At 43.8% G+C, this 14,815-nt stretch carries 14 protein-coding genes; 3 read left to right on the top strand and 11 right to left on the bottom strand.

The genetic code is table 11. The annotated features are described in order from the left end of the window. Positions 1 to 29: 29 nt before the first annotated feature. From IGJ05_RS12275 to IGJ05_RS12255, 5 genes are all read right to left on the bottom strand, one after another. Positions 30 to 737: a GntR family transcriptional regulator gene (locus IGJ05_RS12275; protein WP_005234110.1), complete on the bottom strand. Its 708-nt coding sequence runs from the start codon at positions 735 to 737 to the stop codon at positions 30 to 32. Continuing rightward, the gene (locus tag IGJ05_RS12270; protein WP_074933265.1) at positions 734 to 1,060 is read right to left on the bottom strand and encodes an MGMT family protein; all 327 of its coding nucleotides are present in this window, start codon (positions 1,058 to 1,060) and stop codon (positions 734 to 736) included. The genes IGJ05_RS12275 and IGJ05_RS12270 overlap by 4 nt, the downstream gene beginning before the upstream one ends. A 139-nt stretch (positions 1,061 to 1,199) precedes the next feature. Next, positions 1,200 to 2,588 carry a glucuronate isomerase gene (gene uxaC, locus IGJ05_RS12265; protein WP_266167197.1) on the bottom strand — a complete coding sequence of 463 codons (1,389 nt, stop codon included), beginning with the start codon at positions 2,586 to 2,588 and terminating at the stop codon, positions 1,200 to 1,202. A 16-nt stretch (positions 2,589 to 2,604) separates the two neighbouring features. Next, the gene (gene uxuA, locus IGJ05_RS12260) at positions 2,605 to 3,681 is read right to left on the bottom strand and encodes a mannonate dehydratase (RefSeq protein WP_115232719.1); all 1,077 of its coding nucleotides are present in this window, start codon (positions 3,679 to 3,681) and stop codon (positions 2,605 to 2,607) included. A 3-nt stretch (positions 3,682 to 3,684) separates the two neighbouring features. Further along, positions 3,685 to 5,280 (bottom strand): mannitol dehydrogenase family protein, encoded by a 1,596-nt coding sequence (locus tag IGJ05_RS12255; protein WP_266167196.1) that lies wholly within the window; start codon positions 5,278 to 5,280, stop codon positions 3,685 to 3,687. A 188-nt stretch (positions 5,281 to 5,468) separates the two neighbouring features. On the opposite strand from IGJ05_RS12255, the gene IGJ05_RS12250 reads away from it, so the two are divergent. Further along, on the top strand, positions 5,469 to 6,137 hold the full coding sequence (locus tag IGJ05_RS12250; RefSeq protein ID WP_151195146.1) for a GntR family transcriptional regulator: 669 nt from the start codon (positions 5,469 to 5,471) through the stop codon (positions 6,135 to 6,137). Between the two features lie 97 nt (positions 6,138 to 6,234). Here IGJ05_RS12250 and IGJ05_RS12245 read toward each other — a convergent pair whose 3' ends face one another. Then, a complete protein-coding gene (locus IGJ05_RS12245) occupies positions 6,235 to 7,071 on the bottom strand; it encodes a YitT family protein (RefSeq protein WP_005234105.1) in 837 nt (278 codons plus the stop codon). Between the two features lie 58 nt (positions 7,072 to 7,129). After that, positions 7,130 to 8,050 carry a cation transporter gene (locus IGJ05_RS12240; RefSeq protein ID WP_266167194.1) on the bottom strand — a complete coding sequence of 307 codons (921 nt, stop codon included), beginning with the start codon at positions 8,048 to 8,050 and terminating at the stop codon, positions 7,130 to 7,132. A gap of 322 nt (positions 8,051 to 8,372) precedes the next feature. Here IGJ05_RS12240 and IGJ05_RS12235 point away from each other — a divergent pair, with 322 nt between their 5' ends. After that, positions 8,373 to 9,164, top strand: a complete 792-nt coding sequence (locus tag IGJ05_RS12235) for an L-threonylcarbamoyladenylate synthase (RefSeq protein ID WP_034859003.1) — start codon at positions 8,373 to 8,375, stop codon at positions 9,162 to 9,164. 106 nt (positions 9,165 to 9,270) lie between these two features. Here the strand turns inward: IGJ05_RS12235 and IGJ05_RS12230 are convergent, their stop codons facing one another. Continuing rightward, positions 9,271 to 9,588, bottom strand: a complete 318-nt coding sequence (locus IGJ05_RS12230; protein WP_266167193.1) for a hypothetical protein — start codon at positions 9,586 to 9,588, stop codon at positions 9,271 to 9,273. 517 nt (positions 9,589 to 10,105) lie between these two features. On the opposite strand from IGJ05_RS12230, the gene IGJ05_RS12225 reads away from it, so the two are divergent. Next, positions 10,106 to 10,423, top strand: a complete 318-nt coding sequence (locus IGJ05_RS12225) for an RNHCP domain-containing protein (RefSeq protein WP_170927546.1) — start codon at positions 10,106 to 10,108, stop codon at positions 10,421 to 10,423. Between the two features lie 206 nt (positions 10,424 to 10,629). On the opposite strand, the gene IGJ05_RS12220 is transcribed toward IGJ05_RS12225, so the two are convergent. The 3 genes from IGJ05_RS12220 to IGJ05_RS12210 form a co-directional block, all read right to left on the bottom strand. Continuing rightward, positions 10,630 to 12,399, bottom strand: coding sequence for an ABC transporter ATP-binding protein (locus tag IGJ05_RS12220; RefSeq protein ID WP_266167192.1), 1,770 nt, complete (start codon positions 12,397 to 12,399; stop codon positions 10,630 to 10,632). A gap of 2 nt (positions 12,400 to 12,401) precedes the next feature. Further along, entirely contained in the window at positions 12,402 to 14,111 is a 1,710-nt protein-coding gene (locus IGJ05_RS12215; protein ID WP_438725252.1) for an ABC transporter ATP-binding protein, read from the bottom strand. Between the two features lie 229 nt (positions 14,112 to 14,340). After that, positions 14,341 to 14,742, bottom strand: a complete 402-nt coding sequence (locus IGJ05_RS12210; protein ID WP_438725251.1) for an MmcQ/YjbR family DNA-binding protein — start codon at positions 14,740 to 14,742, stop codon at positions 14,341 to 14,343. Positions 14,743 to 14,815 lie beyond the last annotated feature (73 nt).

The following is a 14,815-nucleotide window of genomic DNA, read 5'->3' as shown; positions in this document are numbered from 1 at the left end:
CGCAACTAGCACATTTGCTTTCCTAAAAATCAATCGATGCGTGAGCGATGGATCTCACGGTCAAAGGGACGGATGTAGGTCACGGCATAATCAATGGCAACGATATTGCTGAACTCATACACGCGTCCGTCTTCTAAAATCGCCCGATTGCTGATCTGCATTGCCGGTGTCCCCCGCTTGCACAATAAAATGCCCGATTGCGCGGTCGATGTGGTGATGGGGGTATAGCTTGTGATGTAGTGGGAAATGCGGTATCCGCAGCTTTCGACATAGCGTTGGATCGAGTGCTCCACGATTTCTTGTGTCAATTCGGGAAATAGGCTGACGGGCAATTTAGACGTTTCCAGCTGTTCGATTTTGTAATTGACGATCCGCACTCGTTCAAAGGTCCAGACTTCCTCGTCTGGGCCTATTTGGAAAATCTGCTGTTCATCCAACGTTGCTGCCGCCTTATTCAAGGAAATCATTTTGGAATGGATGCGGTCATAAGGGGTGCGGGTCAAGGAATTAAATATCATTGGGTTTTTGACCCATTTTTCATGGATAAAAATCCCTGAACCTTGTACCACTTTGACGATCCCGATCTCTTCAAGGTTTTTGATTGCTTGCTGGATCGTAAACCGCGAAACACCATAGGTTTGCGCAAGGGTTCTTTGGTTGGGTAATTTGCCGGCAGAAAATTCTTCCTGATAGATTTTACTCAACAGATCTTGCACGATAAATTCACGTTTTTTCATAATGGCTCCTTCATTTGAGCGGGAGCGATCTCGCTCATGGACCAACTGCAAGCCTTCATATCGATACGACCACTGGCTTTGAAGACCACCCCTTCATCGACGAGTGCTGCTTTTCGCCCATTGGCGGAGGGACCAACTAAGACGCCATCTGCCCGCACGACTCGATGGGCAGGGACATCCTGAGGGCTCAAGCGCATCGCTCGACCGACTGCTCGCGCGCCGTTGATTTGTCCCAATTTCCACGCAATCTGACTATAGGAGACGACTTTACCAAAAGGGATCTGCCGCGCCAGCGCATAGACTTCTTCATAGAATGGATTCATACTGTTCGCTCCTTCTTTGATTCTTTCTATCATAGTACTGGATTCCCTGCCAATAGTAAATGAACAGACGCAACTTTAGCAATAGCCATACAAACACTCGATTCCTTCTCTAGCAAGCCAAAAACGAATCGAGTAGTCATTAGTTTGGAAAATCAAAGTAGGTTTTCGCATTGTGATAAGAGATATCTGCGACGATCTGCCCTAAATATATTTCATCTGCTGGCAGTTGTCCGTCTTCTACCCATTCACTGATCACCTGACACAAAATCCGCCGGAAATACTCGTGGCGTGGATAAGACAAAAAGCTGCGAGAATCCGTCAGCATGCCGACGAAGTTTCCAAGAATCCCGCCTTCTGCTAGGGTCGTCAACTGATGCCGCATACCAGAATACGTATCATTGAACCACCAAGCAGAGCCTAATTGCAGCTTGCCTTTGCTCTCTTCTTGGAACGCCCCCATCAGCGCAGTCAACACTGGATAATCTTTGGGGTTCAGTGAATACAAAATCGTCTTCGGCAGTAAGCTTTCCGCCTGAAGCTGCGCCAATGTCCGACTTAAGCCGCTCGCTAGACGGTCGTCCCCCATTGCATCACCGCCGCTATCAGGTCCTAGTTGTTGGAAAAGTTTTTGATTGTTGTTGCGAGTCGCCATCAGATGCAATTGCGCGGTCCAGCCTTGCTTCTCGTATTGGCGCATCAAGTCAATCAGCAAGCCGGTTTGAAACTGTCTGATTTCTTCATTAGTCAGTGTCCCAGTGGTCAAACGCTTCTGAAAAATCGCTTCAAGTGCAGCGGTATCGTAGGCTTCCTCTCCAAGACGTGATAGACTGTGATCTGCTAAACGACAGCCCAGTTGCTGGAAGTAAAAAATACGTACGGTCAATGCTTCAACCAGCGTTTGATAGCTAGTGATTTCTTTGCTCGCAGCTGCAGCCAATTGCTTAAGGTATGCTGGAAATTCTGAATTCTGCAGATTGATTGCTTTGTCAGGACGAAAGGTAGGATACACAGCAAAGGATTCTTCTGCCAGCTTTTGATGATACGTCAACGAATCAATGGGATCATCCGTCGTACAGATCACCTCAACGGCCATCTTTTTGATCAGCCCTCGTGGTGAAAATTCCTTCGTCTGCAACTGTTGATTGGCTTTTTCCCAAATGCTTGCTGCATTGGCTAGTGTCAACCGCTCATCAATACCAAAGATTCGCTTCAATTCCAAATTGGTCCAGACATATAATGGATTGCCAATGCAAGCCTCCAAGGTCTGCGCCCAAGCACAGAATTTTTCGTAGTCGTCAGCATCGCCAGTGATCAAAGATTCTGCAACACCATTGGCTCGCATCAAGCGCCATTTGTAATGGTCCCCCGCCAGCCACGCTTGGGTCAGATTGGTGAAGTTTTGGTCTTCGAAAATCTCTTTCGGATCTAAATGACAATGGTAATCAATGATCGGCTGCTTTTTTGCATACCCATGGTATAACTCTTTGGCAAAGCTGTTTTTCAAAATAAAATCGTCAGTTAAAAACATTTCTTCGCTCCTTTTCTTAACGCCCCACGCTCTTGTCGATGGCTTCCCACAACCCTAATAAGTAAGAAGCGCCGATCGCCCGATCATATAAGCCATAGCCTGGACGTCCCGTTTCTCCCCAGATCATTCGCCCATGATCTGGTCGAATATAGCCGTCAAAGCCATTTTTGTACATCGCTTCTAGGATCTGATACATGTCTAACGAGCCTTCAGAGGAGAGATGCGGTGCTTCATAAAAGTCTTTGTCATTGCCCAAGTATTGAATGTTACGAACATGGGCAAAAGGAATCCGATCCCGGCGACAAAACTCAGCCAAAATCTCATAGACATTATTGGCTGGGTCTTCGGCGATACTGCCAGTACAAAGTGTGATACCATTTGACGGACTGTCGATCACGTTGCAGACCCAATCCAGATCATCACGGTTTTTAACGATACGCGGCAGACCAAAAATCGAATAGGGAGGATCATCTGGATGAACAGCCATCTTGATGCCGACCTCTTCACAGGTGGGAATGATGGCTTTTAGGAAATAAGCAAAGTTTTCTCTTAATTTGTCATCATCGACATCCTTATACGCAGCAAACAATTCTTTGACATGTGCCAAACGTTCTGGTTCCCAGCCTGGCAAGGTATAGCCAGAGCTTGACTCCTCAACTTCTTTGACGATCTCTTCTGGGTCTTTGTCGATCCCTGCTTTTTCAAATGCCATCGTAGAAGAACCATCGGCTAAACGATAATCGAGATCCGTTTTGATCCAATCAAAAATCGGCATAAAATTATAGCAGATCACTTCGATCCCGTATGCTGCCAAATTACGAATCGTTTCTTTGTAGTTTTCGATATACAGGTCTCTCGAAGGCAAGCCAATCTTGATGTCATCATGAATATTGACACTTTCGATCACCTTCAGAGAAAGTCCAGCTGCTTCGACTTCTTCAACGAGCGCCTTGATCCGTTCTTTGGGCCAAACTGCCCCAGCAGGCAAATCAAAAAGTGTGCCGACGATGCCTTTCATCCCAGGAATTTGACGGATATCTGCTAACTTGATTTTATCGTATTCTTTTCCATACCAACGAAATGTCATTTCCATTTTTTATTCGATCCCTTCTACTGTTTCATGTAATGTTTTACGAACTGCGCCGGTTCCTGTTAGCATCTTAGTGAACAAGTGACCCACGTTTTCAGCGATTCCTGCTCGATAGAGATCCAAACCAAAAATCTGCGGATTTGCTAAGATTGGTCGAATGATCTCTTGAACATCGGCGGCTGACCCCAACTGACACTCATGTAAAATCTCTTGCAATTCTGCTAAGAGGGGATCAGGACTTGGGACAAATGGATGGCCTTCATCATCGATCGCTAAGAGATAGCGCAACCAGCCAGCAATCGCTAAAGGAATAAAAGTCAGCTCAGAAGCCGAGCCTTCTTTCTCCACATACTTTTTGATGGTTTCACCAAAACGGATGGCGATTTTCTGTGAGGTGTCTGCGGCGATGCGCTGTGGGGTGTCAGGAATCAGCGGATTCGGTAAACGAAGACCGACCACCTCATCGATAAATTTCTTTGGCTGAATGATCTCAGGATCTTCCACTACCGGCAAGCCTTCACGATAGCCGATTCCTTTGATCAAAGCGACAATATCTGGATCGGTCATTTCCGCAGCAATGGATGTATAGCCGAGTAAACAGCCGAACAAACTCATTGCCGTATGCAGTGGATTCAAACAAGTTGTGACTTTCATACTATCGGTTTTGTCTACGATCTCTCGACTCGTCAAGATCACCCCCGCTTTGTCTAAATTCGGGCGACCGTTCGGGAAATCATCTTCAATCACTAAATAATGAGTCGCCTCTGTATTAGCAAACGGAGCGATCATCGTTCCTTTATCGGTCCGAATGACTGGCAGCTGCTGAATGCCAGCTGCTGCTAATTCTTCTGCAACTGCTGTTGAAGGATTTGGCGTGATCCGATCGATCATTGACCACGGAAACGTCACTTGCGCGTTGTTTTCTAAGTATCGGACAAACGCTTCTGAAATATGCCCCAGCTTTTGCCACTCTTTTGCGATGGTGACAATCGCCGCTTGGAAACGGAGCCCATTTTGCGAAAAATTGTCGGTAGAGACCATAGCGATCGGAAGAGCCCCTGATTGAAAACGATCCCATAAAAAGCTAGCCAAAATGCTCATTGTATGGTTGACCTGATGAGGACCCGCAGCGAGATCCGCTTGGACGACAGGTAAAAAATTCCCCTGACTGTCTTTTAAACCATAGCCTTTTTCTGTGATTGTTACGGTGACCAATTGTAGTGACGGCTCACGAAATACTTTGCGTATATGCTCATAACTCGCAGTGTGGGAAGGATGGCAATAATAACTAGCCGCCGTTGACTGGAGCAATTTTTTCTCCAACCGTCCCCCTTCGTGCATGATCACTTCTAAAATGTCATTCTCGTATGGCGCGTACACTTGATCGATCACTTGTTCATCAAAGGTTTCACACACTACGATTCCTTTTGACAACGCTTGTTGATCGATCAACGTTTGGGCTACTTCTGCGTGAAATGCCCGATACAAATTTCCCCCACCAAAGTGTAGCCATTGAAATTGAGTATCTGATTGATCCCTCACTTCTTTGGGAACGACCGGCATCGTAACTCCTGCCTGCTTCAAGGCAGCAAAATCAAACATCCTACTTCCTCCTTTTTCATAAAACTGATATATTAGTATTCTAGTTAATTCCATACTGAATTGCAAGCCTTTACAAAAGGTTATTCAACTTATATACTAGTTTTATTACTCAAAACTATCCCTAGGCATATTTCTTCAGAGTTATTCTTTCGAAGGGAATTGAATGCCTGATACAGAAAGAAGCGTTTATGTTGAACCCTACAAATTTTCAATCACAAGCTTATGAATCAATCAAAGAGTTGATCTTAACCGCCAAACTGATTCCCGGTCAAAAAATATCTGAAAAGGAATTGGAGCAACGGCTAACCATCGGTAGGACGCCGATCCGTGAAGCAATTATTCGTCTGCGCCGTGAAGCACTGATCCATGTCGTTCCCCAAAGTGGCACCTATATTTCTAAAATCAGCATCAAACAAATTGAAGAAGCCCGTTTTGTCAGAGAGACGCTTGAAAAAGAAGTATTCGTAGCGGCCTGCCAAGCCGTTACAGAAGAACAGCTGAAAGAACTAGAAAAACTCGTTATTTTGCAGCGGACCTATGCCCAATTGAAGGATGAAATCGAGTTTTTCCAACTCGACGAGGCCTTCCATCAGTTGATTTATAAAATCGCCGACAAAGAAAATGTCTGGAATTGGCTGCAAACGATCAATCTTCCATTAAATCGCTTCCGCTTCTTACGTTTAGAGGTGGAGGAATTGTCTTGGGAAATTATTTTGCGAGATCATGAAGAAATCTTAGCAACCTTAAAAGAAAAAGACCAAGCCAAAATTGCTCCCTTGGTCGGACAACACATTGATGTCATTGATAACGATCTGATTTTTGTGGAAAAAGCCTTTCCCGATTACTTTACGGAGTAAAGCTATTTGAAAACCATGGACCTTAAAAACCACCCTCGTCGAGTAGATAGCCTACTTGACGAGGGTGGTTTCGTACGCTGAACAAGCGAGAATACGATCATTCGATCGGGTGATAACTAAAACCTTGCCCCAGTACTTCTGAGACATTATTGACGATCACAAACGCTTTTGGGTCAATAGTCTCAATGATTTGTCTGATCTGCATAAACTCTTGGTCGCTGGCAACGATCAGCAGCACTTGCTTGTCGGCTTGCTGGTAGCCGCCTTGGGCAGCCAACAAGGTCGCACCCCGAGCTGTTTTATCAAAGACCGCTTCTCGAATCTCATTCACGTGGTTCTCACTTAAGATCATAATAGATTTCTTTCGGTTAAAGCCGGTTTCAATGTAGGTCATCACACCAGAGGTGATCACGATCGATAAGATCGCAAACAAGAACTCTTCAAACCCGAAAACGAACAAATTCATGGAAACAACGATCGCATCGGTCGCCAGCAAGCCAATCGCTGGATTCAAATTAAAGTATTTCTTGAAAATCAGCGGTGGAATCGTTGTGCCACCGCTGGAAGACTGATTTTTGTACAAAATCGCTACCCCTAAAGCAAAAATCGCACTGCCAAAAATCACGGAAAGCAACCGGTCTTCAGCCACCATATATTCTGGGACTAAAGCAATTGCTACTGGAAAAGCAAAACTACCATAGAGGACTTTCAAAAAAGGCCCCTTCCCTAAAAAGGCATAGGCAAGAATAAGCATGAGAATATTCAAGACCATGATCACAGCCGCTCGATCCCAACCGAGTGCTGACTCTAATAAAATACCGATTCCGCTGACACCGCCAGCTGCCACATGATGCGGTCCTAAAAATAAATTGATGCTTGCCGCTAACAAGAAAAGTGCTGCGGTGATTTTTCCATAGGTTTTCAGAATTGTCATTTGTTTCCTCTTTTCTCTGTCATTTAAACGGTTTATTCAAGCTGCTTTGCAGCCATTCTTACTCCTCACTATACGCCCATTTGATGTCACCGACAAAATTTATGTTTAGCCAGAGGGAATAACCGGAAATCTGTTGGCTGATTGCCTGATTCAATCGTTCTCGCAAGAGATCTTGCTGACCTACTGTATCGAGAGGAGTTGCAGGTAAAATCACTACATCTAATTCCACAATGACTTGATTACCGACTTTGGCGGTACGTAACACAAAGTCCACCACTTCTTCTGCGCGCAATTCTTTTTCAACGATCGTCATGATAGTCTCCCGCAGTTCTTCTTTTGGAGTAGAAGAAGTCAATTCTAAAATCGCTGCTTTCAACTCTTTTATCGAAAGCTGGATAAAGAACAAGGTGATCCCGATGGAGATGATTGGGTCGACATACATCGCAAAATCCCCATAGGGACTGGCTTGGATCAGCCAGGACACAAGAAATGAACCGACGACACCCAGACTAAAGAAAAAGCCGAAACGCCATTGTTCTAGTTCCACCCAATAAAAGGGATGGGTCAGTGGTTTCTTTTTTAAGTACAAGTAAAAAGAGAAACAGTAGATCGTACCAACCAGCGAGAAATACAAACCGATTGGATCAATCATGCCATCACTGACGTGTAACAAACTAAAGGCAGACTCAATGATCCCATAAATTGAGATCAGCAGGATGATACTATATTGAATAAATACCACTAATGGCATCAATGCCTCTTTACCGAATGGGAAACGTTCAAAATCTTGGGCTTGGATATATTTTGCCACGTACAAAGCAATCAGTGACATCACTGCACCAATCAATGTATAGACCCCATCTAACAAGAGGACGTTATAACTGACCAGCAACCCAAAAAGCAAGGCACCGCCACCATAGATACTCCCAGCGACAATCGATGCCAACAAAAGCTTGCGTATTTTTTTCTTTTCACTCATGATATTCCTCATCTTTCACAAAAAAACTATTCTTTTGATTGCGTTCTTCTATCTATAAGCCTATCTTCCCATATAAATAACATGAAAAACAGTCAATTTTTTCATACAAAGCGGAAAAAAATAGTGTCGCTGTCAATCATTCACTCTATTCTCTAATGACGTATATACGGTTTTCCTCTTCCTCTCTTTTTACATTCTGGTGTAAATCCCCTTGACTACACAGATTGATTCCCTTATCATCAAGGGTAACCATATTCAATCAGAATTTTCAGAATATTCCGTTATATTTTTCATGACGGCGATTCATTGGAAGACAGGGAGGATGAAGAGAGTGAAAGAAACAAAACAAGTCCCATGGACAGGAGAACCAAATCAACGTGCGATCAACTATTTGAATGAAGAAGGCAAAGTGATCGTTTGCCCAACCAAAGTCGGCTATATCATTGCCGTCTCTGATAAAAAAGGGCTGGAACGCAAGTTTTCAGCAAAGAATCGCAAGCGTAACAAACCAGGCGTCGTTCTTTGCAGCTCATTGGAACAGCTACATGAATTAGCCGAATTAAATGCGGAAACCGCCGCCGTTTACGAAACTTGCTGGAACAATGACGTGTTATTCGGCGCGATTTTGCCTTGGAAAGAATCAGGAAAAGCCTATATCCCAAACGATGGTTCAGAAGAATTGATGACGGACGTTCGGGGAACCAGCTGTTTTGTGATCAAATTCGGTGTCCCTGGTGAGCAGATTTCAAAAGAACTTTGGGATCAGAAAAAGAAATTGCTTTTCGCCAGCTCAGCGAACCCTTCAGGCAAAGGAAACCGCGGACTTGTTGAAGGAATCGGCGAACAAATCGCGCAAGAAGCCGATCTAATCATTGAAGGCAATGACTATGTTGCATCGATCCAACCAGACAAAACGCTGGAAACCCGCTATGAGCAAGGAGTCATGGTTTCTTTCGTTGATAAAGACGGCAACTTGATTCCTGAGCAAGGAGACCAACGCTCCATCACTCCCGCACCTGTCTTGATCCGTAAAGGACTCGATGTTGAAAAAATCCAAATGTACCTTTCTGATCACTTCAACTCATGGGACTATCGCCACGGGGAGTACTATTGATCTTTCATTGTCAACAAGGAACCGAAGAACCAGCTAGCTGCCCTCCTTTTCAAGGAGAACCGCTCAGCTCGTTCTTCGGTTTTTTAATTGAAAAAATACTTTTCTTCTATCGTGTTTCTTTCAAAAGCTGAATGATCTCTGCCTGCTGTTTGATGATCGTATCTTGTTGCTTGATTTTAATCCAGTTTTGATCGATTTGGATAGCTGCTCCGAGATTTTTGTAACTAAGGTTGGGGATCTCCATGAAATGTATTCGGTGTGCAGATAAGTCATTAAAGATTTGGACAGACAGATCATCACTCAATTCATGGATCTCTTTTTCTTCAAGATATTGGTTGATCAGATTTTCTACAGTCAAACGCTTTTTTCGTTTCTTGCCTTGTGTGCCATTCGAATTTTCGGATTTCTTGTTCGTACCAAACATTTTTGTTCTCCTTTCGTTAGGTCATCCTTCCTTCATTTTGTGATTCCGTGTCTCTTCTTCAGTGACCAAAATAAAATCGAGCGAAACCTATACGAAATATTTTGTCATAAAACAGCATTGTTATCTGCACATTATTGTTTTTAAAGATAAAATTAACAAAGAAGGGATTACGATCAGGTTTTATCTTTCTTAGAATTCCAACTTTATTTCTGCTATAATACCCTCATAAACACATAGGAGGTACTCGATGAAAAAGCATTCCTCAATTGCTTTCTAGGGGACGACGCCAATGACAGTGACTTTGGACTACACTTACTGCTGGGTTGTGGGCTGCCGCAACACAGTGCTTAGCACAAAACGAAAAAACTAAGCGTGGTACGGATTGCGAAATCGCATGAAGCTGGAAGCAGAAGTAATCGTTACGAACGGTGAATGTGTCCCTAGCCAAAGAAGCCTGATGAAGAACGAACGGAACCCTTTTCTCTCAAAAGAAATCATTCTTTTGGAGGAAAGCAAAATGAGAAAAGATGAAAATACGACCTTTGTTTGTAAAAACTGCAGTACGCCTGTGGCACCCTTGACCAATGGTTCTTACCGCAACCATTGTCCCCAGTGTCTCTACTCGTTACACGTGGATATTCGCCCGGGTGATCGTCAAAATACTTGCCATGGCTTGATGCGACCGATTGACTATCGCCAACATTCCAAAAAAGGCTATCAGCTGCTGCATGAATGCACCCGCTGCAAAAACCAGCAGTGGAATATCGTGGCACAGGATACGCAACAGCCAGACCATTTTATTGAGTGGTTGACTCAAACCGCTGCGTATCACTAAAAACAAAAGAAGACCATGCTTAAGGCTGGTCTTTTTTGTTTATCAGAATAACGGACCCCTTATACCACTAACTGCTCATAAACATTGTCGTCATAAGAAGCGCTTGCTTTAACCTAAAAAAAACAGCCCGCTGTTTCGTCGATTGGTTGACGAAATTGCGGGCTGTCCTGCTAGTGTCTTCTTGATAATTTTACGTTGGTTTGCGCTTATTCAAAAACGAATTGATTGTGATACAGTTCTGCATAAAAGCCGTCAGCCGCCACCAATTGATGGTGATTGCCTTCTTCAATGACTTTGCCATCCTTCAAGACAACGATGCGGTCGGCATTCAAAATCGTCTTCAAGCGATGGGCGATCACAAAACTTGTTCGTCCTTTGATTGCTTCATCCATTGCTCGTTGAATTTTCGCTTCGGTCACGGTATCAACGTTACTGGTGGCTTCATCCAAAATCAACAATTCTGGATTGGTCAAAATCGTTCGGGCAATACTCATCAATTGTTTTTGACCAGTACTGAAAAGATTATTCTCTTCGGTGATCTCCGTGTCATAGCCTTTTTCCAACGTCATAACAAACTCATGGATATTGGCTTGTTTCGCTGCTGCAATGACTTCGGCTTCAGTCGCTTCTGGTTTCCCAAAAGCAATGTTTTCGCGAATCGTCCCTGAGAACAACACGGATTCTTGCAAAACGATTCCCACTTGAGAACGCAGCAGATCCAAGTCTAGCTCCCGGATGTCGATGCCGTCAAAGGTCACAGAACCACCATTCACATCATAGAAGCGATTCAACAGGTTCATGATGGTCGTTTTTCCTGAACCCGTCGGCCCGACTAATGCGACCATTTCGCCTTTGTTGACCGTGATCGAGACATCTTTTAGGACCAATTTTTGACTGTCATACCCAAAGTCCACATGATTCAAAGCAACCGCCTCTTTGATGCCCTTCACTTTGATCCCGTCTTTTGGTTTGACTTCATCAGGTTCATCAAACATTTCATTGATTCTGCGCGCACCGGTGATCGCCAACTGAATCATGCTGTAACCAGAAGAGATCTGCATTAATGGTTGATAATACTGCTGCGAATACTGGACAAAGGTCACAACCAATCCTAAAGCAACGGAACGTTCTAAGTCACCGTTTAATGCTAACCAGCCACCAAAGAAAATCACGATTGCCGTGTTCAACAAGGACATCCCTTGCATCAAGGGGAAAAGCAGCCCAGAGTACACTTGCCCTTTGTAGGTAGCTTCGCGGACTTGTTGGTTGTGGACCAGAAAACCATCAATGGTTTCTTCTTGCAGTCCATTGGTGATGATGATTCGTTGACCACTGATTTTTTCATCGATATAGCCGTTTAATTTTCCGACTCCATCTTGTTGCAGATCGACATATTTGCGGGCTTTTTGGATTACGATCACCGCAATCAACACCGCAATCGGGGTAGAAGCAATCGTTGCCCATGCCAATTCCACGTTTTGACGGAACATCATGATCAAGATTCCCACCATTAAGACTACATTGGTCAGCACTTGCAACAATGCTTGGTTCAGACTGTTTTGGATGTTATCCAAGTCACTGGTAAAACGGCTCAAAATATCACCGTCTTGATGAGAATCAAAGAATTTGATCGTCAATTTTTCCAGTTTATTAAATAAACCGATCCGCATTCTGTTGGTTGATTTCCCCACCACTTGCGTGAACAAGATACTATAAACAAAATTGGCTGCACTGGCTAAGACATAAAAAATCAACAATTTCCAAATGATCGATAGAAAAGCTGATTTATCATCGACCCCTTGCATCAAACCGCCAACATAATTCGCCAACTCTTGGAACGCTTCTCCGACAAAGACTGGCGCTTGCACTTGCAGATACGTTGCCAGAATCACCGTCACAAAAATGAATAGAAACGACCACTTGTATTGTTTTAAGTAATGGTAGAAAAATTTACTCGCTTTGAACAAATCTGTCATGGTTACTCCTCTCCTTTCTGTGTTGCGAAGATTTCTTGATAGATGGCATTGTTATTGGCTAAAAATTCATGGCTTCCTTCACCAACCAGACGTCCATTATCTAAAACGAAGATGCGGTCGGCTTTCACAACAGAGGCAATCTTTTGCGCGATGATGATCGTTGTCGTGTCTTTTAATTGTTTTTCAAACGCTTCGCGAACCAATTTTTCCGAACGAGCGTCTAATGCACTCGTACTATCATCCAAAATCAAAATTTTCGGTTCACCGATCACCCCTCGAGAAATCGATAAGCGTTGCTTTTGCCCTCCAGAAAAATTGCTGCTGCGCTCGGAGACCGGCGCTTCAAACCCAGCGGTCAATTTTTGAATAAATTCACTGGCTTGGGCGATTTCCGTTGCGCGAGACATCTCAGATTCTGAGGCGTCTTTTTTCCCTTGCCGCAAGTTTTGGGCAATCGTTCCTGAAAAGAGGATCGCTTTTTGCAAGACAAAAGCGACCGTTTTACGCAAGCTTTGTTCATTGACTTCTTTCAAGTCAACGCCGCCAACTCGCACGACACCTTCCGTTGGGTCAAACAAACGAGGAATCAGCTGCGCCAGTGTTGATTTGCCGGCACCAGTCGCCCCTACGATCCCAATCATTTCTCCAGGTTTGATGGTAAAACTGATAGCCGTTAGGGCATTTTTTTCATCCCCAGGGTAACGGAAGCTGACGTTTTCAAAAGCGACACTTCCAGACAACTCTTGTTCTGGGACATCTTGGTATTGCAGATCCGGTTCGGTATCTAGAATCTCTTTGATCCGTTTAAGCGAAACTGCAGCCCGCGATGTCATCATCATCATCATGCCGCCGATAATGATCGCCATCATAATTTGCATCAAATAATTCATGAATGAGGCAATTCCCCCAATCAAGGTTGGATCATCTTTCGCTAGATCACTGACAAAGAAGATCGCGCCGACGACGGCTAAGTTGGCTGCCAGCATAAAGGAGGGGATCATTACAGAGAACAGGGTTCCTACGATAATATTATGCTTCGTTAACGTTTCACTGACTTTGGAAAAGCCTTGTAGCTGGTTTTCTTCTTGAACAAAAGATTTCACCACACGAATCCCCATCAAATTTTCTTTGGCAATCCCATTGATTTTGTCGATCAAGTTCTGGATGATCATAAAGTGTTTGCCCATCCGTGTAAAGGAGAGTGCCGTAATCACTAGGACAGCGATAATTAGTAAGACGATGATCCACCAAAGTTGTGGCATGGTTGTCATCGCCAAAATGAAGGCACCGATAAATAAGAACGGGATGCGAAACAACGATTGCAGCGAGATCATCACTAAGTTTTGAATTTGCGTGATGTCATTGGTCAAGCGCACCACTAGGTTTCCTGCCGTGAAGGTTTCGATATTACCAAATGAGAATGTCTGGATTTTCCGAAACATCTCTTCCCGAATATCGGCACTAACGCCTTGCGCCACTTTCGCAGAAAAAATCGTGTTGATGATCCCTGCAACAAGGCCTAGCAATGCTAGCCCAATCAGCTGCACACCAATTTTTTTCATTTCATCATTGTTTTCGGTAATAATTGATTCTAGCACTTGCTGCAAGAGCTTCGGCTGCCATAATGCAGCAACGACCATTAAAATGACCGATAATAAGGCAATGCCGGTTGCCGCTTTGTACTTTTTGACATGGCGTAAGACCAGATCCATATACGTACCACTCCTTTGTGTTTAGCAGAAAAGACTGCCAAAAAATTTCGGTTGCACAACAATTTACCATGGATCCCGACGGGAAACAAGCGAACAAATAAAACAAAAAGAGCTTTCATGAAAGCTCTTTGAAAATATTGCATAAATGTTGTCGAAAATAACGAATAGTAAAGGGATTATGATGATCCTCGATACTGGTTTCATTATTTTTTGTCGCTAAATCTTTGACTTACGATTCGCTGTTTTCCAGCTCACTTTTTTGTTTTTTTGTCAGTTTTTGTTTGACTAAATCGTAGGAAACCAAAATCATTTGTTCGATGTTTTCTTCCATCAAGGCATCAGATGCCAACTTGATGGTATTCCAATGGGTCTTATTGGCATAATACCCTGGAATGATGACGTCAGGAAATTGCTCTCGCAGCGTTTCGTTGACCTCGGGCAGATTTTTCAAAGTCAAAAACGCTGTTTCTTCTGGTTGTGGACTCATGATTCCAAACTGCTTTCCTACTAAATCAAAGTAGATTGCATCCCAATCTTCGCGATAATAGACTTTGGCTCCCGGCAAGCCTTCCCAAAATGCTTGAAATCGCTGCATTTTTTGTGCAATTTTTTCTTCAATCGATGTACTCATTGTGTGTCCCCCACTTTCTGTTATCAAAATCGCCATTTTCTGTCTCAATTTTGACAGATTGAATCGCTTGCTG

The organism is Enterococcus sp. AZ167, from assembly GCF_051714025.1.
GTDB lineage: Bacteria > Bacillota > Bacilli > Lactobacillales > Enterococcaceae > Enterococcus_D > Enterococcus_D casseliflavus.
The sequence above is the reverse complement of the archived record's forward strand: the minus strand, read 5'-3'. Positions and strand labels throughout refer to the sequence as shown.